Here is a 26,771-nt window from a genome sequence, read left to right on the forward strand (position 1 = left end):
AAAAAGGTATCCTTGTATAGGATACCTTTTTACTTGCACTCAAGTGCAATTACTTGCCCTCTTTCCACATCTTCACTTTTTCAAAGAATAGCGCAAGTGCCTGCTTATTCTGCATATTTGGTACTTTAGCTAATAGGACTTCTTTAGGTGCTTTCAATTCCTTCGATTGTTTTTGTAAAATCACAATGCTCTTCTCTAATGATTTATTTGCAAACATCGAGTCAGGTAATTGAATAATCGCTTGAATCCACGCATGTTTTTGAATGTATTTGTGTAATTGCTTAGACTGCTCTGACTCAAACAGATGAGATGGTGCAAGGAAAAATAAATAGCCGCCATCCTTTGTATAATTCATTGATTGCTCGATGAATAAATGATGGGCATAACTCATCCCCTCCGCTGGACATAATTCATAATCGAGCGCCACTTCTTCATTTGGATAATAACCTACAGGTAGATCACAAACAACGGCATCCAATGGATTGACCAATAAATCTTCTAAGGCATCTTGACGGTATAAAGAAATAGGTTGTTCTGTTAAGTCAGCAGTTGCCGCAGCAAGACGAATAAGTAGCTCATCCACCTCTACACCTGTTGCTTCCACTTTTCCATCTAATAAATTCATAACCGTCAGTAATAAATTGCCCGTGCCTACTGCTGGGTCCATGATCGAGATCTTTTCATTTTCAAGACGCTCTGCAAAAATCTGCTCCACAAAGTAGCCCACTAATAGCCCTAACGTGTCAGGAGTCATTTGATGATTCGGCTGTGAGCCTTTGCGCATCCCTTTTAAAATAGCAATTTGAATAGCTTTACGAATATCCTCTTTTGTTGCATCTTTTTGAGAAAAATCAACTTCGCCATCAAGCCATGCCTCTAACCCATCTAATAATCCTTCTAGTAACGTTATATTGTGTTCTTTTTCGATTTTTTCGGCATGCTCATTTAGCAAACCAAATAACTTTTCGATATTTTCCATATCTAACTTCCTTTCACGCAGAAAAGAGCCGTGACAAACACTTGTCACAGCCCCTTTGTCTAGTATTATCTTAGCCTAAAAGCAGCTTATTATGCTAGTGCTTTGACAGCTGCAATGGCCGCTTCATAGTTTGGATGATCTGTAGCTTCAGGTACATATTCAACATATGTTACTTTATTGTTTGCATCCACAACGAATACTGCACGTGTCAGAAGACGTAATTCTTGAATGTATACGCCATATGCCTCACCAAATGAAAGGTCGCGGTGATCTGATACAGTTTGGACTGCATCTATACCTGCTGCACCACACCAACGCTTTTGAGCGAATGGAAGATCCACAGATACTGTATAAATGACTACATTATCACCTAAGTTAGCTGCTTCCTCATTGAATCGACGTGTTTGCGCATCACATACACCAGTATCTAATGATGGTACAACACTAAATAAACGAATTTTTCCTTCTGAATCATTTAATGTTACAGGTGATAGGTCATTCGCTAATACCGTAAAATCTGGAGCTTGATCGCCCACCTTTACTTCATTTCCTACTAGTGTCACTGGACCATTTTTAAATGTTACTTGTGCCATCTAAACGCCTCCTAATCATCATATGTACATAATATTACTAAATGAAGGGAATTAATTGCAACTATGATAGCTTACATACTTAGAAATAGATAAGACTGTCTCCTAATTTGAGACAGTCTTATGTTTATTGTTCATTTTTTTCCTCTAGCTTGGCTAAGTCTATTTTTTCTTCTTGCACAGTAATTTCTATATGTTCTTCTTGTTTTGGTAAAGTAGTCGGTGTTGAAGCCTTTTCAATAAAGATTTTTTCGTGTACCACTGTTGTATCGGCAAAATAATCATGTAAGCCTTGATTTTCTGGCAAAATCACTACCAAAATATACAGTGGCATAAAAATATTATTGATGATACGACCAATCCAATCACGGAATAACACATCTGACCAAGTTAGCTGATCGTGCTTTAATGAAATTACACGTAATCCGAACACCATTTTCCCTAGTGTTTGCCCAAAGAACTTGGTCATCAGCACAAAATAGCTATAGTAGAAAATTGCTGTAATAATAGAAATTGGCGCATACCAAACCGAATCAGATAAAGACCAATCCATTAAATAGAAGATAGGATTGACGAGTATTCCACCTACAGCAGAAATGATGAATCCGTCTAATAAAAATGCCCAAAATCGTACCCAAAAACCAGCAGTTTTTAATGCATAGTTTTTTTCATGTGCTGATTTTCCTGAAGTGTTTATATAGAAGCCATTTTCCAATGAGGGTGAACCTTGCATAACAATTTCATCGTTTGTCATTGTGCTCCCCCCTTAGTATTCCCCATATAGATACATCATTTTCGGAGCGCTATAGTCCGTCATGATTTTCATTAGCATTTTTTCTTCGGCAGAGGGACCGAACATGGAGCCAATTTTCATACCTACGTACGATTGCCAGCCACCCATATCGTATGAATACTCAAATAAAGCTGCATCTTCAAGTCCATAATCCTCACGAAGAGCTGCAATGGCCGCTTCTTCATCACCAATTTCATCAATTAACCCTGCTTCAAGTGCTTTTGTACCGCCAAGAATACGACCATCTGCAACCTTCTTCACTTCTGCTTCAGACATATTACGTCCCTGCTCTACAATATCTACAAATTCTTCGTACGTTTCATTAATCATATCTTGCATCATTGCACGTTCCTCTGCTGTCACTTCACGCATTGGACTTAGCATATCTTTATGCTCTCCCGATTTAAACGTTTCAAATTTGACTCCTACTTTTTCAGCCAGCTCTTGATAGTTAATTGATTGCATGATGACACCAATAGAGCCTGTTATTGTATCACGATGGGCAAATATTTTATCTGCTGGTGCAGAAATATAATAACCACCTGAAGCTGCCATAGAATCCATTGATACATAAATTGGAATTTGTCGTTCTTCTTTTATTTTTAGTAGCTTTTTATAGATATCTGCAGATTCCTTTACACCACCACCTGGTGAATTAACGCTTAAAACAACACCCTGTATGGACTCATCATATAAAATATTATCCAATTGTTCTAAGAAAAATTGATGATCATAGGCAACTGGTTGCCACAATGTACTTGAGCCGATATCTTGAATCGTTCCATCTACCTTTAAATAAGCAATTCGCTTATCAAAATTCTCCCCTTCAATAACATTTTCATATACATCTAAGCTATTACCTGCCATTAAGCTATCAAAATTACCTAGGAAATCTGCTTTAAATAGCGCAAAAATGGTATTAATTCCTAACGAAAATAGTAAAAGAACACCAGCCACTACTAAAGCAACCCACCTTTTTACATTCATGTCTTTCCGCCTCCTCAACACGTAATACGTATGACTTGCCAATTTGTTTCATTTTTTTGCAATAATTAAACACAAAAAGCTTTAAGCTATGTATTTCCTCATATTACCTTACCTAAAAAAATAAAAAAATCAAAGTCCATACCTTTGATGAACTTTGATTTTCGACATTATTTCCTAGGAAATGATTATAATTGGAGGTGTTTGATTTCTTGTTGCCGTAATTCGACACGTCTAATTTTCCCAGAAGATGTTTTTGGTAGTTCCTCTACAAATTCAATAGCACGTGGATATTTATAAGGAGCGGTCAATGATTTAACATGACTTTGGAGTGTTTGAATAAGCGCTCCATCACCTTTTTCACCATTGCGCAGAACAATAAATGCTTTGACAATATTTCCTCTTACTTTATCAGGGCTCGCTATAACAGCAGCCTCTTTTACAGTTGGATGTTTCATTAAAGCATCCTCTACTTCAAAAGGGCCAATTGTATAGCCTGAGGATATAATAACATCGTCTCCTCGTCCGTCAAACCAAAAGTAGCCATCTTCATCTTTATAGGCACGATCTCCTGTAATATACCAATCCCCACGAAATTGTAAATTTGTACGTTCAGGATCATTTAAATATTTTTTAAAGAGTGCTGGCGTTTCGCGATGAACAGCAATATCACCAACTTCTCCGATTGTAACAGGTTTGCCCAAATCATTAATAATTTCAACAGTGTTGCCAGGAGTAGGTTTTCCCATAGACCCAACTCTCGCTTCCATCCCTACCATTGTGCCTACCAATAATGTATTTTCCGTTTGTCCATAGCCATCTCGCACTTGTAATTTGAATGCTTCCAAGAATACTCTAATAACCTCACTATTTAATGGCTCACCAGCTGATACAGCTTGGCGAATTGCACTTAAATCATATTCATGTAAATTTTCAAGCGCTGCCATAAAACGATATTCAGTTGGTGTACAGCATAGTACATTGATTTTGAATCTCTCAAGCAATGCTAAATAAGAAGCTGCTTCAAATTTACCTTTGTAGACAAATGCAGTAGCACCACTGCCTAAAGTAGCTAGAAATGGACTCCAAATCCATTTTTGCCACCCTGGTGCTGCAGTCGCCCAAACAATATCATTTTCTTGTACACCCAACCAATGTGGTGCTGTTGTTCGTAAATGAGCATAGCCCCAACTATGCGTATGCACTGCTGCTTTTGGATTTCCTGTTGTTCCGCTTGTATAGGCTAAAAATGCATTGTCTGTGCTTTTTGTTGGGATAGGATTTATGTAGGTTGTAGGTTGATTATTCATTTTTTCAAGTATGTTCTGCCAAGGTTCATGTGCATTCCCTATGACAAATTGCGGTATGTCTTGTAAATTTCCCACTTTATCGAACTGTTCAATATAGGGTTCAAATGCAATAACTGCTTTAGCATTTGCATGATGAATTCGATACTCAATATCCTTTGTTCTTAACATCTCAGAACTTGGAATAATAGTTAAACCCGCTTTCAATGCAGCAATATACACAATATATGCTTCAACCGAACGTGGTACCATTACTAAAATGACATCACCTTTCTTTAAACCTTGCTTGGTGAATACATGTGCTGCTTGATTCGCTTTTTCCAATAAATGTGCATATGTAATACATTGGATGTCTTGGTTTTCTTCATAAATGATTAAAGCATTTTTGGCTGCATCCTGAGCATATTTTTCAATTTCCTCTACTATGTTATACCATTCTGGTGCAACTAAATCTTGTCTTTTCATGGCAATTGCCCCCTTTTGTTATGACACATTATAAAACTCTTTTTTCAGCATTTTCAATGGTTTGTGCTTAATTTCGGTAAAGTCATGACAACTATCATACCCTCCTATATGGCATCGGTCACATTTTATCTATAGGAAAACTTGCTATTGAATACAAATGAAAAGTATGGTACATTTTGGTCAACTAAAAGCAAGATTGCAGGGGGACTCGTAAGAGTTGAGAAGGTAAAACCTGACCCTTTGAACCTGTTAGTTAATACTGACGTAGGGAGCAATAAACATCGTTTTCAGATGAAAGGCTCTTTTCGTGCATTTTTACACAAAAAGAGCCTTTTTTGCATGCTTACGTCCATCCCTAAAGGAGGACTACAATGATTTTTCAAACAATTCGTCAACAGCAACCACTTATCCATTGTATAACCAATTATGTAGTGGCAAATTTTCAAGCAAATGGTTTATTAGCGATAGGTGCTTCACCAGTAATGGCCGATGACTACCAAGAGGTAGAGGAGATGGTGGCCATTGCTCAAGCATTATTAATTAATATTGGAACACTTAATGATCGCACAAAAAGTGCCATGTTATTAGCAGGTGAAAAAGCCAATAAACTTGGTATTCCTGTTATTTTAGATCCTGTCGGAGTTGGAGCCACAACTTATCGTAAGGAAACCGTAAGATACTTACTGGAAAACATACACTTTGCCGTGATTCGCTGTAATCTCGGCGAGCTAGCAGCAATAGTTGGTGTAAATTGGCAACAAAAAGGTGTCGATAGTGGTCATGGCACTATCGCTATGGAATTAGAAGCCACATCATTGGCTCAACGCTATCAATGCATTGTTATTGTCACAGGAGAACGCGATTTTATAACTGATGGCAAGCATAGCCAATGGATCGCTGGTGGTCATCCACAAATGACGGAAGTAACGGGTACAGGTTGTTTACTTAGCGCAATTTGTGGCGCAGCCTATAGTGTAAGCCATAATCCTTACCAACAATTAACAGAAACACTTACTTACTATAAAAAAGCAGGTGTACTGGCATCCGCATTTACTGCAGACATTGGTGATTTTCAAATAGCCTTACTCAATGCTATACATCGCTTATCAAAGGATGGTGCAGCTTCATGCATATTGTAACAACAATCGCTGGCTCAGATAGTGGTGGTGGCGCGGGTATACAGGCTGATTTAAAAACATTTCAGGAATTAGAAGTGTTCGGTACTTCTGTTATTACTGCTCTAACTGCTCAAAATACTTTGGGTGTAACAGGTGTTTGCCCTATTGACGTTTCCTTTATAAAAAAACAATTAGAGGCCTTAGTAGAAGATTTTCCAATCGCTGCGATTAAAACAGGAATGCTTTATTCCTCAGAAATTATCAAAGCAATTGCACACAAGATCAGGGAGCTAAACATTCCACTGATTGTTGATCCGGTGATGATTGCAAAAGGTGGGGAAAGCCTATTACAGCAAGAAGCTATCGATGCCTTACGCTCAACTTTATTACCACTTGCTACGGTTGTTACGCCCAATATACCCGAGGCAGAGACACTTACTGGGAGATCTATTCATCATTTTGAAGATATGAAAGAAGTAGCTCAAAGCTTGTTACAGCTAGGTGTACAATGTGTCATCATTAAAGGTGGTCATTTAGCAGATCCACTTTATGCCATTGATTATGTATTTTGCAAAAATGGACGTTCTTTTTCTTTGCAGTCTCCACGAATCCAAACAAAAAATACGCATGGTACTGGATGTACATTTTCCGCAGCACTTACTGCTTTTCTTGGACAAGGATTTGCTCTGGAAAATGCCATTATAGAAGCTAAAAAATTTATCCAATTAGCTATTATGTTTAATTTATCGATTGGAAATGGTCATGGACCCACTAATCATTTTGCTTATCAACAGTATAAGGAAGGCTGTGAGGTGATTATTCATGAAACGTGAGGATTTGGAGCTTTATTTTATTATGGGTACGAGCAATGTTCCTCCTCAAGAACAACCTATCTATATCCTAGAAAAAGCCTTGCAAGCAGGCATTACAATGTTTCAATTTCGTGAAAAAGGTCCTCACGCGTTAACAGGACTTGCCTATGAACAATTTGCACGCCAATGTCAAAAACTATGTCATCACTATCATGTGCCCTTTATCATTAATGACGATGTTGATCTAGCGATACGACTAGGAGCTGATGGTGTTCATATCGGACAAGATGATTTACCTGTAAGTGTAGCACGTAAAAGAATCGGGAACATGATTCTTGGTGTATCTGTCCATTGCGAGGAAGAATTGCAAATAGCTATTAACCATCAAGCTGATTATGTTGGTATCGGTCCAATCTTTCCAACATCCTCTAAAAGTGATGCACAACCACCATGTGGTACATCTTTTTTACAGGAGGCACATTCATTACATCCTGAATTACCAATTGTAGCAATTGGTGGAATAAATTTCACAAATGTACATTCTGTATTTCAAACGGGGGTTGATGGTGTTGCTGTTATTTCAGCTATTTGTCAAAGCAAAGATGTTGATCATACAGTAGCTACATTTAGATCCTTATCTCGTATAAATAAATGATCAATAAACAAACTAAAACCAGTGCCTTTTACGGTCACTGGTTTTAAGTTTATAAATGCTTAATCAGCATTTATTGGTTGTTGTTTGGCATACCTTTTAATTGAGATTCTGCCATTTGTACAAGACGTTTAGTGATTTCACCACCAACGGAACCGTTGGCACGAGCTGAAGCTTCAGCTCCTAATTGAACACCAAATTCTTGTGCAATTTCGTATTTCATTTGATCTAGTGCTTGTTGTACACCAGGTACTGCAAGCTGGTTTGAACTACGGTTGTTGTTTGAAGCCATGTTTCTCACCTCCTTGTGAATATAGAATGTGCGATATTAGATTTTTAATACAAAAAATTTAGAGGTAAATTGTACCTCTATTGGAATAACAATATCCATACAAAAAAGCCGTCTCAAAATGGGCTTTGAGACGGCTTTTGAATCCTTATAGTAGATCTGCAAATTTATCTTGTTGTTCTTCTTTCTTAGGGAAAATATAGACCTCGCGATTCTTCACTGCTCGCTCGATCAATTCATCAAAGTCAGAGAAGCTTTCATAATGCTCAACCTTTTCAAGCTTCGGTTTTGTTTTTGGACTTGCTGGTGTAAAAATCGTGCAGCAATCTTCAAATGGCTGAATAGATGTTTCGTATGTGCCGATTTTTTCTGCAATATCAATAATCTCTAATTTATCAGTTGAAATCAGCGGACGAAGGATAGGTGTATTTGTTACTGCGTTTATTGCTGTTAAACTTTCAAGCGTTTGACTCGCCACTTGTCCAAGACTTTCGCCCGTTACAATAGCAAGTGCACCAATTTCCTCACGCACCTGATCAGCAACCTTCAACATCATTCGGCGTGTTGTCGTCATCGATACATTAGAAGGTACTTTTTCTTTAATAAGAACTTGTATTTCAGTAAAAGGAATGACATGCAAGCGAATACTAGCACCAAATTTTGTTAATTCATTGGCAAGCACCTTAACTTTTTCCAATGAATTTTGGCTTGTATAAGGTGGACTAAAGAAGTGAATTGCCTCTAATCGCACACCACGCTTCATCATTAAATAACCTGCGACAGGGCTATCAATACCGCCAGATAGCATTAATAAAGACTTGCCATTTGATCCTACAGGCATTCCACCTGCACCAGGAATGACTTGTGCCATCATATAAGTTGCATCATGGCGAACTTCTACACGTAGCTCAATATCAGGCTGCTTCACTTTAACAGATAAATTTTGAAATTGTGGTAAAACATAGCCACCGATCTCACGTTGGATGGCATGAGATTCTAAAGGAAATGTTTTATCAGTACGTTTTACCTCTACTTTAAATGTATGTGGCTCATCTTTAAATGTCTCCATAATAGTGATAGCGAGCTTTTTCATACTGTCCATATCTTTTTCGCATGCAGCGACAGGGCTAAATGATTGAATACCAAAAATTTTAGGTAAACCTGTAATTAGCATTTGCATTTGTGCTTCGTCTTCTATGGCAATAAACATACGGTCACGTTCTGTGCGAATATGCAGTTGTCCTAAATCTGCAAAGGCATGACGAATATTTTCACGTAAACGGCGGATAAAATCCATTTTGTTGCGACCTTTTGTAGAAAGCTCACCATATCTAATTAAAATTTCTTTCCAAATCATTTACTTTTTTTCTCCTTTGAGTTCCAACATTACTTCTGCTAGTACTTGTTTAAAGTTTTCTATATCTTCTATTGTGTTATGTGCGCCAAAGCTAAGGCGAATCACGCCTTTTTTATAATGCTCATCAAGGTGAAGCGCCTCGACGACATGACTTGTTTTCGTTTGCTTGGAAGAACATGCACTTGATGTCGACACAATGACACCACGTTTTTGCATAGCATTAATAATGACTTCCCCTTTTAAATCACGAACACTAAATGACACAATATGCGCAGCTCCCTGTGGCGTTGATAAAACATGGACTGCTTCGCCATAACTTTCTAGCTGAGTTCGGATTTCATCGTGCCATTGACGGTATTTATTTGTGCGTTCGTTCATTGTTTCAACAGCAAGTCGAGCCGCTTTCGCTAAAGCAACAGCTTGCGGAACTGCTACAGTACCACTACGCATACCAAATTCCTGACCTCCACCAAGAGCAAAGGGCTGCCATCTTATGGGTTTACGGAATGCTAACACTCCTGAGCCTTTAAAGCCATGAATTTTATGACCAGAGATAGAAATACAGTCAGGTCCTTCTTCTTTAAAGGATATTGCTAATTTCCCAAAGCTTTGCACAGCATCAACATGAAAGGCAGCACGACTCATTTCATGAATCATTTTTGCTGCTTCCTTAATAGGCTGAATTGCACCCATTTCATTATTCACATGCATGATGCTAACTAAAATTGTTTCTTTTCGTATTTTAGTACGAAGCTCATCTAGAGAAATCACACCTCTTCGATCGACACGAAGATATTCAACATCATAGCCCTCTTTTTCAAGTTGTTTCATTGTTTCTAGCACTGATGGATGTTCAATTTCAGTCGTTAAAATATGCTTTCCTATATGCGTATTACTACGTGCTATGCCAAAAATAGCTGCATTATTTGATTCTGTACCACCTGAAGTAAATAGCACATTTTTTGCCTCTGTCTGCAAAATATCTGCTACTTGCTCACGCGCACGTATTAATAAATCATTTGCTTCAACACCCATAGCATGGATGGAAGCAGGGTTGGCATAATACTGCTCATTTACAACCATAAAAGCCTGCATAACCTCTTTTAAAGGCTTAGTTGTTGCACTATTATCCAAATAAATTGTATTAACCATAACTTTTCACACACTTTCAAAACGTTGATTTAACGGTATTTATCATAACGCAATCTTTGGCGATTGACCACTAACTTTAACAATTATTTAAATTTTAATTGATATCCTACATTTTTTTCACCATCGTGACAAACTCTGTTGGTGTACTAAATTCAATTGCTTTAACAAAACCAAATTTTTCATAAAGATGGATTGCTCTCTTATTAAATAGTGCAACTGTTAAACGTAATGGCAGCTGATATTCTTCTTGAACTGTTTGAACAATAAACGAAAAAAATGCCGTTCCTAATCCTTGACCCGTTAGATTTGGCTTCAACCCAATTCCAATATCTATACAGTGTTCTTCATACGCCCCAAAACCTTGCCCTTTTGGCACTTGGGCTGCTTTACCTGTACAATAATAGCCAATTAATTCACTATGATTATTAAAGATCGCAAAGTAAGGATTATCAAGCATTTCTTGTACATTTTCACCCGATAATTCATTATTGTAAAAATCGTAAGGTGCTACATATCGCCATTGTAAAATTTCACTTGCGAAATGTTCATTCATTTCTTTGATTGACAATTTCATACTGAATCACATCCTAATCTAAGCATAAATAGAAAGCTGTCTAAAAAGTAATCGCTATACTTTTTAGACAGCTCAAAATGTTATTTGAATTATTTTGCTATGAATTCTTCGGCAACCATTTCTTGAATACGCTTTAAGGCACCTGGCTCCATTTCTTCCACTGCTGTACCTGCTTCTTCTAAAGCCTTTGCATAACGGAATTGATGGAAAGCCTCTTCTGCTTCTCTTAAACGTCCGTTCAATTTTGGGTTCGATGCGCGATGGCGATTACCGTACTGAATAATACGCTCAATGAGCATCACATTTTCTATTAACTCATGTGCCTTTACTTTAACATCCTCTACACAGAGTGTTGCTGCATTTAGATTATTATGAACAGTACCCATATTAAGTGGTACTTCTTGCAAGCTTTGCATGACAACATAGATGTGCTCTGCTGCCTCATCAAGCCGTGCATCCATCTCCTCAGGAATTCCTGGAATATTTGCCTTGTTCAATAAACGATCAGTATCCTGTAATATTTTCTTTAAGTTTTCGACTTGAGCGCGTGCCTTATTTTCATCTATTCGAAGTTTCTTCATTGTATTCGATAGATGACCTTGTTCTTCGTGAATTCGTTCAAGCTCTTCACTAATTTCGATTAACTCTTCCTGTAAGCTAGAATAAGCTGATTTTTCTTCCCTAACTCGCATAGCTAATAGATCATAGCGACGTTGCAGTGCTTCCAATTGTTTTAAAGCGGCTTTTGGAATTTCGGCATCTTTTTCATTTAAATGATAACTTTGCTGTACATACGTTGCCTCGTCATTCACTAATTTTGTTGAAGAAATGACATTGGTAATAGAACTTAATAAACGATCACAATTTTGATCTACATAATTTTTAGCAATAACCTCTTTTTCAAGTAAATCATAAAAATGGTCGATTTCTTCATTTATTTCTGTCACACGCGGTTTAACAACTTTTAAATTCAGCTCTGCAAGTTCGAGTTTTAATGCCTCGAATTCTTTTTCATATTTATTAAGTGCATCTGTCAATTCTAAATGCTGTAAATAGTAAGATTGGTCTTCCATTTCACGCTGACCATTACGCAATTCCTGAACCGCACCTGGTAGCTTCACTTGAATTTCCGTTAAGATGGTTGGAACATCATTAATATATTCGAATGTCTGCTGCGATTCTTGATTTAAGCTAATGACAATTTCTCGCGCTTGCAAATAATTACCTTCATTCGTTAGGACATCGAACTCTTCAAATTTTTGAACAAATGTCTCTAGCTTCTTCTCTAATGCAGGTAATGCTACACCGAATGAATGCTGATGAGCCAGCAATGTCTTTCTTGCAGAGCGATAGTATTCTTTTAATTGTTCGATTTCAATTCGATTTTTTTCTTCGCTGCCAATTAATTCATTCAGTTCTTCTAAAATTTTATTTTTATCTTGGTCGCATTTCTCAATGTAATCTTCAATTTCACGTTCTATTAAAGTTGCCCTTTTAAAACGAAGTCGATTAATTTGATCCTCAGCATCAAATAGAAGAGAATCGATTTTAGTCATATGTACGTCGATGACTTCATCCCAAGTATTGCGCCATCGTTCAAACATTTCTTCCGTTTCACCGTTCATGTTTAAAGATTTTACTTTTGAAATTTCTTCATTTATAGGATTATGTTGTATTTGTAATTTTTCATTTTCTAGTTTTGCAATAATTGCAACATGTTTTCTTCGCATCATAAATCCTACTATGGCTAAAATTAATAGTAGGATAATCGGAATGATGATATACTCCATCGTAAGCCTCCTATTCTACAATAAACGAATTGGCTAGTTGTATTTATTATATACTATGTTTTCGCCTTTTGTACTAAAATTTAAGTGTTTTTCAGAAAACTGTATTTTCGCTATTGTGAAATATTTAAATAGCGTATCTATAGAGCTAAAGGAGTGGTAAATTATGAAACGTGATGGGCATATACATAGTCCTTTTTGTCCACATGGCACTACGGACTCATTCAAGCAATATATTGAAAAAGCAATTTCTCAACATTTCACAGATATAACATTTACAGAACACGCCCCATTGCCCAAAAGTTTTGTCGATCCAACCCCGCAACAAGATAGTGGCATGAATCCTGATGATCTCATGTCTTACATTGAAGAATTGCAACATCTACAACAACAGTATGCACAAGATATTCGTATCCGCATCGGACTAGAAGTTGACTACATCCAAGGCTACGAACAAGAAACTCGTCAATTCCTTGATACCTATGGACATCTTTTAGATGACGCTATTTTATCAGTCCATTTTTTAAAATGGCAAGATACCTTTGTATGTATCGACTTTTCTTCTGAATGCTTTATTGATTTTTCAAAAAAAGTTGGCTCTGTTGAACTGGTATATGATTTATATTATGATACTGTCCTACAATCGATTAGAGCAGATCTTGGACCATACAAACCAAAACGGATTGGACATCCATCACTTATTCATAAATTCCAACTAGCGCACAACGAAAAAATCAATGACACCCCACGTATCAAAGAAGTATTAGACAGCATGAAATTCGCGGGCTATGAATTAGATTTAAATAGTGCAGGTTTAAGTAAACAATATTGTCAGGAGCCTTATCCACCATTTGCCCTTATCAATTATAGTCAAACTATTAAACTACCATATGTATTTGGTTCAGATGCACATTGCGCAGAAGATTTACATCAACACTATAATGTTATATTACCAATTTAAATAACTTTTAAACGAGGTGCTTAGTATGTTTACACAAATTAATTACGAAGGATCAATTGCTGACCAGTATCTGACATTATCAAAACAATTAGATGCACTATTAACTGGCGAAACCAATCAAATCGCCAATTTAAGTAATGCCTCTGCTCTGTTAAATCAATTTTTAACGAACATTAACTGGGTTGGTTTTTATCTCTTGCAGGATAATGAGCTTGTGTTAGGACCATTCCAGGGTCTTCCTGCCTGTGTTAGAATTCCTATTGGGCGTGGTGTTTGTGGTACAGCTGTGGCAACAAGAGAAACAGTTGTTGTAAAAGATGTACATGATTTTCCAGGGCATATTGCCTGTGATGCTGCATCGCAGTCTGAAATTGTTATACCGCTAATGAAGCAAGGTGAAATTATTGGTGTGTTAGATATCGATAGTCCTATCGTGAATCGCTTTTCAGAGGAAGATCGTAATGGCCTAGAGGAATTTGTTAAAACACTTCTTAACCATTTATAATATAATATTAAAAATTGCCCTGAAATGTTTTATATTGTCATTTCAGGGCGATTTATTTAAACAACCATTTACGTTTTGCTTTATAATCCTATGAATTCGTTTGGAACGATCCATTGTGAGTACAAAAGCGATTTTTCCCGCTGTTTTTCGCCTCATACAAGGCTGTATCTGCATGTAAAAACACAGATTGGAATGCTGGTCGATCTCGCTCATCCCATGTTATAAGACCCGCAGAAATGGTTACTTGTGGATCTGTGGTACTTGGGATGACTTCCACAATGGTTGATGCTAATTCTAAAGCTTCTTTTTCATCGATGTTAGGGACATAGACAGACATTTCTTCTCCACCCCATCTTGCACAAATCCCACGACTTCCAATAGTCTCTTTTAATTGAACCGCAATCTGAACAAGAATTTTATCTCCAACTTGGTGACCATACGTATCATTAATGCGTTTAAAATTATCAATATCAATTAACAAAAACATACCAGATTGATCATATTCAAGTGATTTTTCTACAAACTGATCGAGGTAACTACGAGCATACAGTTTCGTTAAATGATCCAAATCGACCATTTCCTGAAGCTGTGTTCGTAAAATTGAGTTTGCAATGGCTAATGATGAATGGTGAATTAAAGATTGCATTAATTTGAAACTATCGAATGAAAAGAAATATGGCTCTTTATGTAAGACAATACTAAAACCATTAATCTTTTCCTCCATAAGTATAGGAATCGCCATAATAGAGCGATACTCAATTTGATTAGGAGTTAGACGGCTGAAATCGGCAACAAATAGTGGATCATTCGTTTGAGCAAAGTGCTGTTCAACATGTTTTATATAACTTTGACCGTTTTCTGAATGGAACAGGGAGGTACTTGCACCTGTTATTTCAAATGTATCGTGTTTTTTAAATGCGAAACATACTTCCATTGGCTGAAAGGATTTCAGTAACTGCTTTTGTAGGAAAAGTAACATTTCATGAATGTCAATTCGCATATTTAAACGATGCGAAGTTTCATTGATGAGTTGTAAGTCACTTACGAGGCGATGCGATTGATGATATAACTTTGCATTTTCAAGAGCATTTCCTGAAGCTTGTGCCAGCATCCGTACAAAATCTTTTTCGGTTGTTGAAAAAAGATAAGTGGTGGGTGCACTTACTTGCAAGATGCCATAAATAGCTTGCCTGCCCTTAATCGGCGCATTTAACAACCGACAATTTAAATCGCTCGCTAGCTCTGTCGTCAACTCTCCTGATACAAAGGCTTCAATTGTAGCAGGTCTTTCTGATAAATAATCAAAAAGCTTAATATCGATGGTCGTGTGTCGATCTTGATCATTCGATAAAATAAGCTCCACATTAAACTCAGGAAAATTATCCCGTATATTTTTTAATACATTTTCTAAAATTAAATCAATATCCATTGTTGAATGAAATAAGTCAGTCATGTTATATAGTTTTCTATATTGGTCTTCATTTATTTTGACATCTAAATTGTCTCTAATCATTTGAAGAACCTTTGAAAGTGTTTCTATACACTCTTCACCATACTCCGAGGTCATAAAGTCTGTCCAAGACTCTGTTGCCTCCACAAGTAATATACCAATGGGATTTTTGCCCTCTGCTTGGAAAAGCACCATATCTGTCATCATTGAATAGGCCTGTCTTGCTTTCAATATATAAGGAATTTTCACTACTTTTTGTTGATAAAAACTAGCTTCGATCATCAGCCATGACACAGCATTTAGCTTTGTTTCAATTGTTAATGAAGCCATCTCTTCGATTGGGATTAAGGAATTACCTTCAAAACTAAGAAAAGCAGCATTATCAATTTTCAAGCGCTTCTTTAGAAACTGTTTCAATGAACAAAAATACCCATTAAAACTAGTTTGTTCTTCATAAGAACTCACCCAAAAGCTCAAAACATCAGATTTTATATATTTTAGCGTTTGTAAATGGTCTGTCATGAAATCACCTTTTCTATATAACGTCCAAATCAATTACTATTAACTTATAATATATTATACATAATTTGTGTCATTTTGACTATGTAATTATCCCTTACTTTTACAATTTACATAACACAGCGTATCATTAACTATTCCCATATTATTTTAAATAGGTAGTGAGGAATTTCCTACTATGTTCTTTTATATTTTTTTACTAGCTAATAATTGACGTCCTTGTCCGAAGCAGTTACAATGGAGGTTGTGTAAAATAAACGCAGCAGTGGTATAAGCTTATGATTGTATTTTATTCCTCTATTTTCTGATGTACAACCACTTAGATGATCAGCAATGAAAATTAGATGGTGTATTGTGTAACCTAACGGCTGCATAGGCGAAAGTACATGAAAATAAAATGCGTGTAAGAATGGGTACTACTGGTTTTTGTTTTACAACAAAAAAACCAAATTTAAAGGAGGAGACAACAATATGTCTCGTTATACAGGTCCATCTTGGAAATTATCACGTCGTCTTGGTATCTCACTAAGCGGTACAGGTAAAGAAATCGAAAAACGTCCTTACGCACCAGGACAACACGGTCCAAACCAACGTAAAAAATTATCAGAATACGGTTTACAACTTCAAGAAAAACAAAAACTTCGTCATATGTATGGTATGAACGAACGTCAATTCCGTACTCTATTTAACCGCGCTGGTAAAATGAAAGGTGTTCACGGTGAAAACTTCATGATCCTTCTTGAAACTCGCCTTGACAACTTAGTTTACCGTTTAGGTTTAGCTCGTACTCGTCGTGGAGCTCGTCAATTAGTTAACCACGGTCACATCTTAGTAGATGGCAAACGCGTTGATATCCCATCATACAGCGTAAAACCAGGTCAAACGATTTCTCTTCGTGAAAAATCTCAAAACCTTGCTGTAGTAGTAGAAGCAATCGAAGTAAACAACTTCGTACCTGACTACTTAACATTCGATGCTGACAAAAAAGAAGGTACATTCACTCGCCTTCCAGAGCGTTCTGAATTATCAGCTGAAATCAACGAAGCATTCATCGTAGAGTACTACTCTCGTTAATCAATTGATGCTAATAAAAGCCCTGAAATCCCTTGTATACCAAGGCTTCAGGGCTTTTTTTCTATGAACAATCAATTAGAACCTACGTTTTTTCCGCTTTTAATCATTAGCGCAAAAACTAATCCAGTACCGAGTATTGTAGCAAGTAGGAGGAAGGCTACAGTAAAGCTACCAAATTGTATGAAATAAGCAGATATGAACGGTGCAACACTTGTTCCAGCAAATAAAATTACTGTGTACATAGAAACTGCAATTCCTCCCATATTCCAACCTAACTGACTAACAAGCGTTACTAATGAAGGAACAGCAAGTGCAATCCCACCAACAAATAAAATACTACTGATTGTTAAACCGGCTATAGTTGAAATAAAGCTCATCGCGGTCAGTGCAATAATCGAAAGAGTTAAGGCCATTTTCAGTACAAACAGCACATTAAAACGCTTTGCTATTTTCCCCGCAAATGGTGACATAACCATCCCCACTATCCCAAAGATACGAATGTAAATAAGGTTCTGACTTTTCATACCAAAGAAATCACTCGTTAAATAAGCCCCTAAAATAATGTACATACTGACAAATGACATTAATAATGCAAACGCAATGATATAACTAAAGATCAAATTTCTATTGGTGAAAATAATACCAATTCTCTTCAGAGGAGCCCATATATTTTTAGTTTCATTCTGAATTATTCCCTTCGGTAAGATCCACACGACTAACAAAGCAGTCATAACATACACTACAGCAAGTACATAAAAGATGACGTGCCAATGACTATGGTCGCTTACATATCCACTAAACACCTGACCAACTATACCCGCTACAAGAAATCCCGTACTGATAAAACCTACTGCCCCAACTTTTCGATCATTTGGAAAAACCTCAAGAGTATAGGCAAGTGCTACTGGTGAAAATGTTGCTGCCGCAAGCCCCTGTAATCCTCTCAATAGAAGGATAAAAGAAAAGTCATTAACTAAACCTAGAAGTAACGTTATTACGCTTAATGAAAAAAGCCCAAATACAATGATATTTTTACGACCATATTTTTCTGATATCGCACCATAGAAAAAACACCCTAGTGCAAATCCAAGTGAAAAAACACTAGATGTAAAACCCGCTTTAGTCAATGAAATATGAAAATAATCACTGAATACACTAATCAGAGGTATTGTTAAATAGAGACTCGACATCACTACCATACCTGTCCAGGATAAAATAGTTGTCATTAAAGCATAATTTGCTCGATTTCCTGAAATTACAATGTTCATTTAAATACATCACCTTTTTAGTTCGATTAACTTATAGTTAGATAATCTAATTAAACGATTAAAAATTAAACTGTACCAACATAGCTACAGTTTAACGTTCCACCTTTAATTTTCTTTGAATAGATTTTAATAATTTACTCACTAGCTTTTCAAATACTTTTCGTTCATCAGGTTCCAAATCAATTAAATTAGAAGCACATGACGACCAATAAGTCGGTAACACTTTCGTTATAAAAGCACGACCTTCATCCGTTAAACTTACATAGACCTTCCTCCGGTCTTCTTTACTATGATTCCGTACAACAAGATTTCTCTTTTCTAGCCAATCAAGCATTGACGTTGCTGATGCTCTCGTAATTCCTAATCGTTGAGCTAAAGCTGATGGAGTCGCTCGTCTATCTTCATGTAGAGTCAGCAATAGTAATAAGTCTAATTTACTTTCCGTAATGCCAAAAGGAGCTAACTCATTGTCTGCTACATCCAGCACATAATCACTTAACCATAACAACATTAATCCCAGCTTGGCATCTTCTCGATTTGTATCACTTGAAGAAGACGTTTGAATCAGTTCAAAATACGGCTCTACCCCTAATACAGGTAAATCATCTTCATGTGTGTACGATTTCTTACTTTTTGTCATTACAATCACCTTTTAATTAGATTATCTAACTATCAACTATTCTAACTATAAATTTAATCCAAAGCAAGAATTTTTATTTTCACTGATTTCTTCAAAATGATGCACTACTTTTTTAGCGCAGACGCATTGCCCAGATTATTATAACCAACAATAATTTTTTCTCTTATATTGTGGCAATTTTATGTACTTTAAAATAACAATTACATAGTTTCAAAATAACATAATCACTACCTTTATAATAAAAACAAAATATCAGTTATTTACTATTCATTAGATCATCAAAATAGAACTGTTTTCCAAAAAATATATTTTACTTTCATAGTAAAATATTTTTAAAACCTTTTTAAATTCAATATTCTACAACATAACAACATTCCAATGCTCCTATCATTACCTTAACTTTTTTGTAAAATAATAACATGAAGAAATTTAACAATTTTAATAAAAATACGAGTTGAACTTTTACAAAAAATAGAATACGATGAATTGCGAAAGGTGGTTCACCATCATTCAAGCAATAATAATTTTTTAAAAGGGGTTGGAAATATGTCAGACGTTCTAAAGCAATTTGTTATGCCGAAAACAAACTTATTTGGACCTGGAGCAATTCAAGAAGTTGGTAAACGCTTAAATGATTTAGAAGTGAAAAAGACATTAATCGTAACAGATGAGGGTCTACACAAATTAGGTCTCTCAGAACAAATTGCAAACATCATTACAGCTGCTGGAATTGATGTAGCAATTTTCCCTAAAGCAGAACCAAATCCAACAGATCAAAACATAGAAGATGGCATTTCCGTGTATCATGCGGAAAACTGTGATTCTATTGTTTCTCTTGGAGGAGGCAGCGCACACGATGCAGCAAAAGGTATCGGACTTATTGCTTCGAATGGTGGACGCATTCATGATTATGAAGGCGTTGATAAATCACAAAATCCACTTGTGCCATTAATTGCAATTAATACAACTGCTGGTACTGCCAGTGAAATGACTCGTTTCACTATTATCACGGATACAGCACGCAAAGTAAAAATGGCCATTGTTGATAAGCATGTGACACCGTTACTTTCTATAAACGATCCTGAATTAATGATTGGTTTACCTCCTGCTCTTACGGCAGCTACTGGGGTCGATGCACTAACACATGCTATTGAATCATTCGTTTCTACGAATGCTACACCAATCACGGACGCATGTGCTGAAAAGGTCCTTCAGCTAATTCCTGAATATCTACCACGTGCCTATGCAAATGGAGCTGATATAGAAGCGCGTGAACAAATGGTATATGCACAATTTTTAGCGGGAATGGCCTTTAATAATGCATCACTTGGCTATGTTCATGCAATTGCTCATCAATTGGGTGGTTTCTATAACCTACCACATGGCGTGTGCAACGCTATTTTATTGCCACATGTTTGTCGATTTAATGTCACAGCACGTACAGAGCGCTTTGCTCGTATCGCTGAATTATTAGGAGAAAATGTAGAAGGTTTAAGTAAGCGAGATGCGGCTGAAAAGGCTATTACAGCTATTGAGAAGTTATCACAAGATTTAAATATTCCTAGCGGCTTCCGTGAATTAGGTGCAAAAGATGAGGATATTGAGATCTTAGCAAAAAATGCATTATTAGATGTGTGTGCTGAGACGAACCCTCGTAAAGCAACACTAGAGGATATCAAACAAATCATCACAAATGCAATGGGTCCTATTGTGAAAAAAGAAGAGTCACTCGAGGCAGTTGCCCTTTCTTAATCGACGGTTTCCTATAAGCCTATACAAAGGATGGAGAAAACAAATGTTTTCTCCACTTTTTTATGGACTCGATACACACACATTGTCTATCACGGGAACTCTCGCTATACTTTTCTTAAAAAGAATAGGAGAAAATAATATGCGTTTAATTTCAATTTGTCCTAGCAATACAGAATTAGTCGCCTATTTAGGGCTGACAGACCAGCTCGTTGGAGTTGATGATTATTCTGATTGGCCATCATCGGTTAAAGATCTACCACAGCTTGGGCCTGATTTATCAATTAACATGGATGCATTAGAGGCATTACAGCCTGATCTTGTTCTGGCTTCCTTGAGTGTACCTGGTATGGAAAAAAACATTGAGGCACTAAAAGAAAGAAATATTCCTCATATTATTTTTAATGCAAACTCATTAGAAGAAATTGCGCAAGATCTTCTGACACTCGGGAAAGCTTGTCAAGTGGAGGAACAAGCAAAGACAATTGCTGAAGAGTACATGCATTCCATCGAAAAAATGTATTCCATTGCACAAACAATTCCGAAGAAACCTACCCTGTATTGGGAATGGTGGCCGAACCCTATTTTCACTCCTGGGAAAATAAATTGGCTAACAGAAATTAGCGCTCTTGCTGGTGGCATAAATCTATTTCAAGATGTTGAGCTTGCTAGTGTTCAAACAGATTGGACAGATGTTGTTAAACGCCAGCCTGACTATATCATGATGGCTTGGGTTGGTGTCGCATTTGAGCGTATCCAACCTGCTAATTTATTAAAACGTCCATATGCCAAAGAGTTACATGCCATTCAATCGGAACAGCTCCATGTAATGGAAGAATGGCTGTATTGTCGCCCTTCTCCACGACTTATTGAAGGTGCTATAAAGCTTGGAAAAATACTGCATCCTAAAGAATATGAACAAATAAAACCTCCAAGTTTCTTATGATGAAAAAACCACATCCAGTGTTTTAGGGGATGTGGTTTTGCAAATAGAAATTAGATAAATTTCACCATATGATATTTTTTCTTACCTCGACGGACAATGCTAAATGCATCCTCTAAACGATCCTTCGCATCAACTACATATTCTAAATCTGTTACCTTTTCACCATTTACACTAATAGCACCATTTGATACATCCTCACGTGCTTGACGTTTTGAAGAGGAAATGCCAGCCTCCACAAGTAGGTCCACAATGTTTTTATCCTCTTTAGCCATTTCAATAGAAGGAACGTCTTTAAAAGCGTCCTTCATTTCTTCGGCTGAAAGTGCTTTTAGATCTCCTGAGAATAAAGCAGCTGTAATACGGATGGCTTGCTCTAATGCCTCTTGACCATGTATTAAACGAGTCATTTCTTCAGCTAGCGCCTTTTGTGCCTTACGTAAATGTGGCTCCTCCTCTACAGAAACGGCTAAAGCTTCAATTTCTTCACGAGATAGGAACGTAAAGATTTTTAAGTATTTTATGACATCTGCATCAGCTGCATTGATCCAGAATTGGTAGAACTCATATGGAGAGGTTTTCTTACCATCTAGCCAAACAGCACCACCTGCTGTTTTACCAAACTTTGTGCCATCTGCCTTTGTTACTAATGGAATCGTAATACCAAAGGCTTTCGTTTCTTCCTCGTGTGTTTTACGAATAACCTCTAACCCTGTTGTAATGTTACCCCATTGGTCAGAGCCACCTACTTGAATACGGCAATTGTAGTGATTGTATAAATGATTGTAATCAATACCTTGAATTAACGTATAGGCAAACTCTGTAAACGAGATTCCTGTGTCAAGACGAGAAGCAATCGTATCTTTTGCTAACATATAGTTTACGTTAATTAGTTTCCCGTAATCACGTAAAAATTCAATTGTGTTTATATTACCAATCCAGTCACGATTGTTCACAAGCTGAGCACCATTGCCATCTTCCGCAAATTCGAAAATACGTTCTAATTGACTACGGATTCCTTGAACGTTTTTATCGATTTGCTCTACTGTTTGTAATTGGCGCTCTTCTGAACGGCCAGATGGGTCACCGATCATCCCTGTCGCACCACCAACAAGTAAAATTGGACGGTGGCCCGCTTTTTGGAATCGACGAAGCGTTAACAATGGAACAATATGTCCAATATGCATGGAGTCAGCTGTTGGATCTACCCCACAGTATAAAGATACAGATTGTTCATCTAATAATTTTGCCATGCCTTCCGCATCTGTTTGTTGGTATAGCAAACCACGCCATTCTAAATCTTGTAATAATTCGTTTGTCATGTTCATTCCTCCTAAAATGGTTAAATTCATTACGTGCATGGACATGTTTAAATAAAAAAAGTCCCTACACGCAAACAATTGCATGCAGGGACGTTAAGTTGCAAACTAACGCGGTACCACCCAGCTTGAAGATGTCATCCACCTTCCACTTCATTCAGCCGCCTTTATCGCAGGCGCGCACGTCTAAGCTCCAAGCACGTAATTCGTCTCTACAATATGACCAGTTTTCACCAACCACTGGCTCTCTAAACAGGGAATATAGACACTACTGCAAGCTCTTCATCACCAGAAAACTATAAGCATAATTTTATACGATTCTTTTTCAAAGTCAATAACTATGTTCGTGCTAAAACAATATGTGCTATAATAGACAAGATTTTAGGAGGTCGATACATTGAAAGATTGGATTGAAAAAATCAATGCAAAGATCGATGAATTACTTGAACAAAAATGGATGAAGAAATTACGTATTTCAGGTAGTGTTACCTGGAACTTATTTTTACTATTTTTAGTCTTTGCATTGGTTGGCACTGTATTTGTCGGTTCAGTTGGAGCTGGTTATTTTGCTTCTCTTGTAAAAGAAGAACCGTTACGCTCAAAACAAGAGTTAAGGGATCAAATTTTTAGCTATGAAGAAACCAGTGAGATTTATTTTGCCAACGATATTTATATTGGGAAATTAAGGACAGATTTAGATCGACGTGAAACTTCGCTTAGCAATGTTGCACCAGAGGTCGTGAATGCTGTTCTGGCAACAGAAGATGAATATTTCCGAGAGCATAACGGAATTGTTCCTAAAGCCGTTATTCGTGGGTTATTACAAGATGTCACAAACTCTGCAACGCAGACAGGTGGTTCTACACTTACCCAGCAGCTTATTAAAAACCAAGTACTAACTAATGAAGTATCATACGAGCGTAAAGCTAAGGAAATTTTACTGGCGATGCGTTTAGAACATTTTATGACCAAGGAAGAAATATTAGAGGCTTATTTAAATATCATTCCCTATGGTCGTAACTCTTCAGGACGAAATATTGCAGGTGTTGAAACAGCTGCGGAAGGAATTTTTGGCGTAAAAGCAAAAGAATTGACTCTTCCTCAAGCTGCGTACATAGCTGGTATTCCACAGGCACCATTTGCTTATACACCATTTACAAATACAGGTGAACTGAAAAGTGAAGAAGCTTTGAAACCAGGTATTGATCGTATGAAAACAGTACTTTATCGTATGAAAGAAGCTGGTTATATTGATGATGCACAGTACAATGAAGCGTTAAACTATGATATCGCTGCCGATTTCCGTGGACCAGAAATGCGCGCGGAGGATCGTTATCCTTGGTTGACTTATGAGCTTGAAGCTCGTGCAAAAGATATTATTGCTGAAAAACTAGCAAAAGATGATGGGATTGACCCAGAGCGCTTAAAGTCAGAAAAAAAATTAAAAGATAAATATACGATTTTAGCAGATCGTGATGTTCGTTCAAAAGGCTATCGTATTTATTCAACCATTAATAAAGATATGTATGATGCGATGCAAAAAGCAGCAAAAGACTTCCAGTATTATGGTCATACGTATACTGGTAAAGGGAAAGATCCTGTTACTGGTGAAGAAATTGATATTGAGATGCCAGTACAAGTAGGTAGTATTTTAATAGAAAATACGACAGGTCGTATTTTAAGCTTTGTCGGTGGTCGAGACTTTAAAACCACTCAAGTAAACCATGCAACACAAGCTTATCGTTCTAACGGTTCTACAATGAAACCATTACTTGTTTATGGGCCTGCCATTGAGTATGGCGTAATCGGTGCGGGTAGTCCATTAGTTGACGTGAAATTCTCAATCGGTTCTTGGAGTCCAAGTAACTATATTACGAGTGATGAGCGAGGTCTTATTCCAGCACGTGAAGCATTAGCAGATTCTCAAAATATTTCAGCACTACGTTTATATAATGATATTATTAGTAGACGCCCTGCAGATTTGTTAGTAAAAATGGGATTCTCAAAATTACATCCAGATGATTTTACTAACCTAGCAACTGGGATCGGTGCTTTAAGCGAAGGAACTACTGTTGAAGAAAATACAAATGCATTTGCTACCTTTGCAAATGGTGGCCAATTCATTGACGCTTATATGATTGATCGAATTGAAGACCAAGAAGGAAATATTGTTTACCAACATGAAGTAGAACCTGTTCAAGTATTTAGCCCAGAAACATCTTATATCGTGACAGATATGCTACGTGATGTTCTCACTAAAGGAACAGGGACAATGGCACGAAATACATTAAAATTCTCTTCTGATTTCGCTGCAAAAACAGGGACTTCTCAAGAATATAAAGATGTTTGGTTAGTTGGTTATAACCCTAATGTATCTCTTGGTGTTTGGATGGGTTACGATCAACCTCGTACACTTTATGCATTTAACAACACCTATTTACAGCCAAGCGTTCGGGTGAATAAGCTATGGGGTACTTTAATGAATGCTGTTTACGATGCGGACCCTCAGCTAATTGACCCTCCAACAAGTTTTAAGGCGCCTAAAAATGTTGTGACAGCATCATTCTGTGGTATTTCCGGCATGGCCCCTTCTGCAGCTTGTGCTAGCGCAGGTCTTGTACGCTCAGATTTATTTAATGCGAAAGTATTTTTACCATCACAACCTGATGATAGCTTAGCCTCTTCAAGTGTTGTGACGATTAAAGGAAAAACTTATAATGCGTTGCCAAATACACCAGCAGAGTTTGTAAAAGCAGGTGGCGCAGGCATTAATCAAGACTTTATTAAACGAATGTTAGGTAGACTTGGCGGGAACCCTGCTAGTCTGTTACCAAAGAATTCTACATTGTCGAATTCATCTGTATCAGCAGTTGATTTCCCAGCGGATGGTAGCCCTCCAGCAGCTGTCTCAGCTTCAGTAAATGGCTCTACATTATCATGGTCAGAGTCATCGAATGATGTTGTTGGTTATCGTATCTACAACGTTACGAATGGCGGTAATACACTTGTAACGTCCGTACTAGAGTCAACACAAAGCATTACGGTTGCTAGTGGACAAGCTTATGTAGTGGTCGCTGTAGATATTACAGGTTTAACATCACCACACTCCAATGTTGTGTCTACTGGCGGTAGTGAAAATGAACCTGACCCAGAGGAAAACGACCAAGAACCAATACCACCTACAACACCACCTACTAATGGCAATGGTAATGGTAATGGTTCGGGTAGTAATGGCAATGGCTCCAATAACGGGGACGGGTCTGGTAATAACGGCAATGGCTCCAATAACGGTGATGGTTCTGGTAACAATGGCAATGGCTCCAATAACGGGAATGGCTCCGGAAGCAATGGCGATGGATCTGATAACCCCGGAGATGGCACAAATGGAGGAGACAATGGTAATACCACTACTCCAACTGAAACGTCAAGGCGCTAATCCATTATGCCTTAGCAAAAGCATTTGTATTAGATAATCAATTAAACA

Annotated in this window: 23 protein-coding genes and 1 riboswitch; of the genes, 9 read left to right on the forward strand and 14 right to left on the reverse strand. The window is 37.2% G+C overall.

The features are described from left to right. Window positions 1-49 precede the first annotated feature (49 nt). The 5 genes from LBYS11_RS17055 to mbcS all read right to left on the reverse strand — a co-directional run bounded on the left by LBYS11_RS17055 (window position 50) and on the right by mbcS (window position 5,118). Window positions 50-979 carry a class I SAM-dependent methyltransferase gene (locus LBYS11_RS17055; protein ID WP_103118656.1) on the reverse strand — a complete coding sequence of 310 codons (930 nt, stop codon included), beginning with the start codon at window positions 977-979 and terminating at the stop codon, window positions 50-52. An 89-nt stretch (window positions 980-1,068) separates the two neighbouring features. Beyond that, entirely contained in the window at window positions 1,069-1,572 is a 504-nt protein-coding gene (gene tpx / locus LBYS11_RS17060) for a thiol peroxidase (protein WP_004226187.1), read from the reverse strand. Between the two features lie 124 nt (window positions 1,573-1,696). Then, window positions 1,697-2,323 (reverse strand): RDD family protein, encoded by a 627-nt coding sequence (locus LBYS11_RS17065; RefSeq protein ID WP_103118657.1) that lies wholly within the window; start codon window positions 2,321-2,323, stop codon window positions 1,697-1,699. A 12-nt stretch (window positions 2,324-2,335) separates the two neighbouring features. Beyond that, window positions 2,336-3,349 carry a signal peptide peptidase SppA gene (sppA, locus tag LBYS11_RS17070; protein WP_048393549.1) on the reverse strand — a complete coding sequence of 338 codons (1,014 nt, stop codon included), beginning with the start codon at window positions 3,347-3,349 and terminating at the stop codon, window positions 2,336-2,338. A gap of 185 nt (window positions 3,350-3,534) precedes the next feature. Continuing rightward, entirely contained in the window at window positions 3,535-5,118 is a 1,584-nt protein-coding gene (mbcS, locus tag LBYS11_RS17075; protein WP_103118658.1) for an acyl-CoA synthetase MbcS, read from the reverse strand. Between the two features lie 190 nt (window positions 5,119-5,308). Next, window positions 5,309-5,406, forward strand: a riboswitch (TPP riboswitch). Between the two features lie 83 nt (window positions 5,407-5,489). Here mbcS and thiM point away from each other — a divergent pair. The 3 genes from thiM to thiE are packed head-to-tail and all read left to right on the forward strand — an operon-like array spanning window position 5,490 to window position 7,703. After that, window positions 5,490-6,257 (forward strand): hydroxyethylthiazole kinase, encoded by a 768-nt coding sequence (gene thiM, locus LBYS11_RS17080; protein WP_048393544.1) that lies wholly within the window; start codon window positions 5,490-5,492, stop codon window positions 6,255-6,257. Beyond that, window positions 6,245-7,069, forward strand: a complete 825-nt coding sequence (thiD, locus tag LBYS11_RS17085; protein WP_066037556.1) for a bifunctional hydroxymethylpyrimidine kinase/phosphomethylpyrimidine kinase — start codon at window positions 6,245-6,247, stop codon at window positions 7,067-7,069. Before thiM ends, thiD begins: the two co-directional genes overlap by 13 nt. Further along, a complete protein-coding gene (gene thiE / locus LBYS11_RS17090) occupies window positions 7,059-7,703 on the forward strand; it encodes a thiamine phosphate synthase (protein WP_103118659.1) in 645 nt (214 codons plus the stop codon). The genes thiD and thiE overlap by 11 nt, the downstream gene beginning before the upstream one ends. 70 nt (window positions 7,704-7,773) lie before the next feature. On the opposite strand, the gene LBYS11_RS17095 is transcribed toward thiE, so the two are convergent. From LBYS11_RS17095 to ezrA, 5 genes are all read right to left on the reverse strand, one after another. Then, on the reverse strand, window positions 7,774-7,992 hold the full coding sequence (locus LBYS11_RS17095; RefSeq protein WP_004226165.1) for an alpha/beta-type small acid-soluble spore protein: 219 nt from the start codon (window positions 7,990-7,992) through the stop codon (window positions 7,774-7,776). A gap of 145 nt (window positions 7,993-8,137) precedes the next feature. Then, window positions 8,138-9,346 (reverse strand): tRNA uracil 4-sulfurtransferase ThiI, encoded by a 1,209-nt coding sequence (gene thiI / locus LBYS11_RS17100; RefSeq protein ID WP_048393538.1) that lies wholly within the window; start codon window positions 9,344-9,346, stop codon window positions 8,138-8,140. Next, a complete protein-coding gene (locus LBYS11_RS17105) occupies window positions 9,347-10,498 on the reverse strand; it encodes a cysteine desulfurase family protein (protein WP_103118660.1) in 1,152 nt (383 codons plus the stop codon). A gap of 106 nt (window positions 10,499-10,604) precedes the next feature. Continuing rightward, window positions 10,605-11,072, reverse strand: a complete 468-nt coding sequence (locus LBYS11_RS17110) for a GNAT family N-acetyltransferase (RefSeq protein WP_103118661.1) — start codon at window positions 11,070-11,072, stop codon at window positions 10,605-10,607. Between the two features lie 89 nt (window positions 11,073-11,161). Continuing rightward, a complete protein-coding gene (gene ezrA, locus LBYS11_RS17115; protein WP_054549944.1) occupies window positions 11,162-12,862 on the reverse strand; it encodes a septation ring formation regulator EzrA in 1,701 nt (566 codons plus the stop codon). Window positions 12,863-13,025: 163 nt separating this feature from the next. On the opposite strand from ezrA, the gene hisJ reads away from it, so the two are divergent. Then, on the forward strand, window positions 13,026-13,820 hold the full coding sequence (gene hisJ, locus LBYS11_RS17120; RefSeq protein ID WP_066037559.1) for a histidinol-phosphatase HisJ: 795 nt from the start codon (window positions 13,026-13,028) through the stop codon (window positions 13,818-13,820). Between the two features lie 25 nt (window positions 13,821-13,845). Beyond that, window positions 13,846-14,325: a GAF domain-containing protein gene (locus tag LBYS11_RS17125; protein WP_048393529.1), complete on the forward strand. Its 480-nt coding sequence runs from the start codon at window positions 13,846-13,848 to the stop codon at window positions 14,323-14,325. 88 nt (window positions 14,326-14,413) lie between these two features. Here LBYS11_RS17125 and LBYS11_RS17130 read toward each other — a convergent pair whose 3' ends face one another. Continuing rightward, on the reverse strand, window positions 14,414-16,297 hold the full coding sequence (locus tag LBYS11_RS17130) for a sensor domain-containing diguanylate cyclase (RefSeq protein WP_048393527.1): 1,884 nt from the start codon (window positions 16,295-16,297) through the stop codon (window positions 14,414-14,416). Window positions 16,298-16,765: 468 nt separating this feature from the next. Between LBYS11_RS17130 and rpsD the strand changes: the two genes are divergently transcribed. Then, window positions 16,766-17,368, forward strand: coding sequence for a 30S ribosomal protein S4 (rpsD, locus tag LBYS11_RS17135; RefSeq protein ID WP_004226141.1), 603 nt, complete (start codon window positions 16,766-16,768; stop codon window positions 17,366-17,368). Between the two features lie 71 nt (window positions 17,369-17,439). Here the strand turns inward: rpsD and LBYS11_RS17140 are convergent, their stop codons facing one another. Further along, on the reverse strand, window positions 17,440-18,636 hold the full coding sequence (locus LBYS11_RS17140; RefSeq protein ID WP_103118662.1) for an MFS transporter: 1,197 nt from the start codon (window positions 18,634-18,636) through the stop codon (window positions 17,440-17,442). A 91-nt stretch (window positions 18,637-18,727) separates the two neighbouring features. Further along, on the reverse strand, window positions 18,728-19,276 hold the full coding sequence (locus LBYS11_RS17145) for a MarR family winged helix-turn-helix transcriptional regulator (protein WP_054549941.1): 549 nt from the start codon (window positions 19,274-19,276) through the stop codon (window positions 18,728-18,730). A gap of 546 nt (window positions 19,277-19,822) precedes the next feature. Here LBYS11_RS17145 and LBYS11_RS17150 point away from each other — a divergent pair. After that, window positions 19,823-21,028 (forward strand): iron-containing alcohol dehydrogenase, encoded by a 1,206-nt coding sequence (locus LBYS11_RS17150; protein ID WP_004226138.1) that lies wholly within the window; start codon window positions 19,823-19,825, stop codon window positions 21,026-21,028. A gap of 139 nt (window positions 21,029-21,167) precedes the next feature. Then, window positions 21,168-21,971: a cobalamin-binding protein gene (locus tag LBYS11_RS17155; protein ID WP_103118663.1), complete on the forward strand. Its 804-nt coding sequence runs from the start codon at window positions 21,168-21,170 to the stop codon at window positions 21,969-21,971. A 50-nt stretch (window positions 21,972-22,021) separates the two neighbouring features. On the opposite strand, the gene tyrS is transcribed toward LBYS11_RS17155, so the two are convergent. Next, the gene (tyrS, locus tag LBYS11_RS17160) at window positions 22,022-23,290 is read right to left on the reverse strand and encodes a tyrosine--tRNA ligase (RefSeq protein WP_054549939.1); all 1,269 of its coding nucleotides are present in this window, start codon (window positions 23,288-23,290) and stop codon (window positions 22,022-22,024) included. 394 nt (window positions 23,291-23,684) lie between these two features. On the opposite strand from tyrS, the gene LBYS11_RS17165 reads away from it, so the two are divergent. Continuing rightward, complete coding sequence (locus LBYS11_RS17165; protein WP_103118664.1) at window positions 23,685-26,723, forward strand: transglycosylase domain-containing protein; 3,039 nt, start codon at window positions 23,685-23,687, stop codon at window positions 26,721-26,723. The last annotated feature ends 48 nt before the right edge of the window (window positions 26,724-26,771 follow it).

It is taken from the genome of Lysinibacillus sp. YS11, assembly GCF_002896375.1.
Lineage (GTDB): Bacteria > Bacillota > Bacilli > Bacillales_A > Planococcaceae > Lysinibacillus > Lysinibacillus capsici.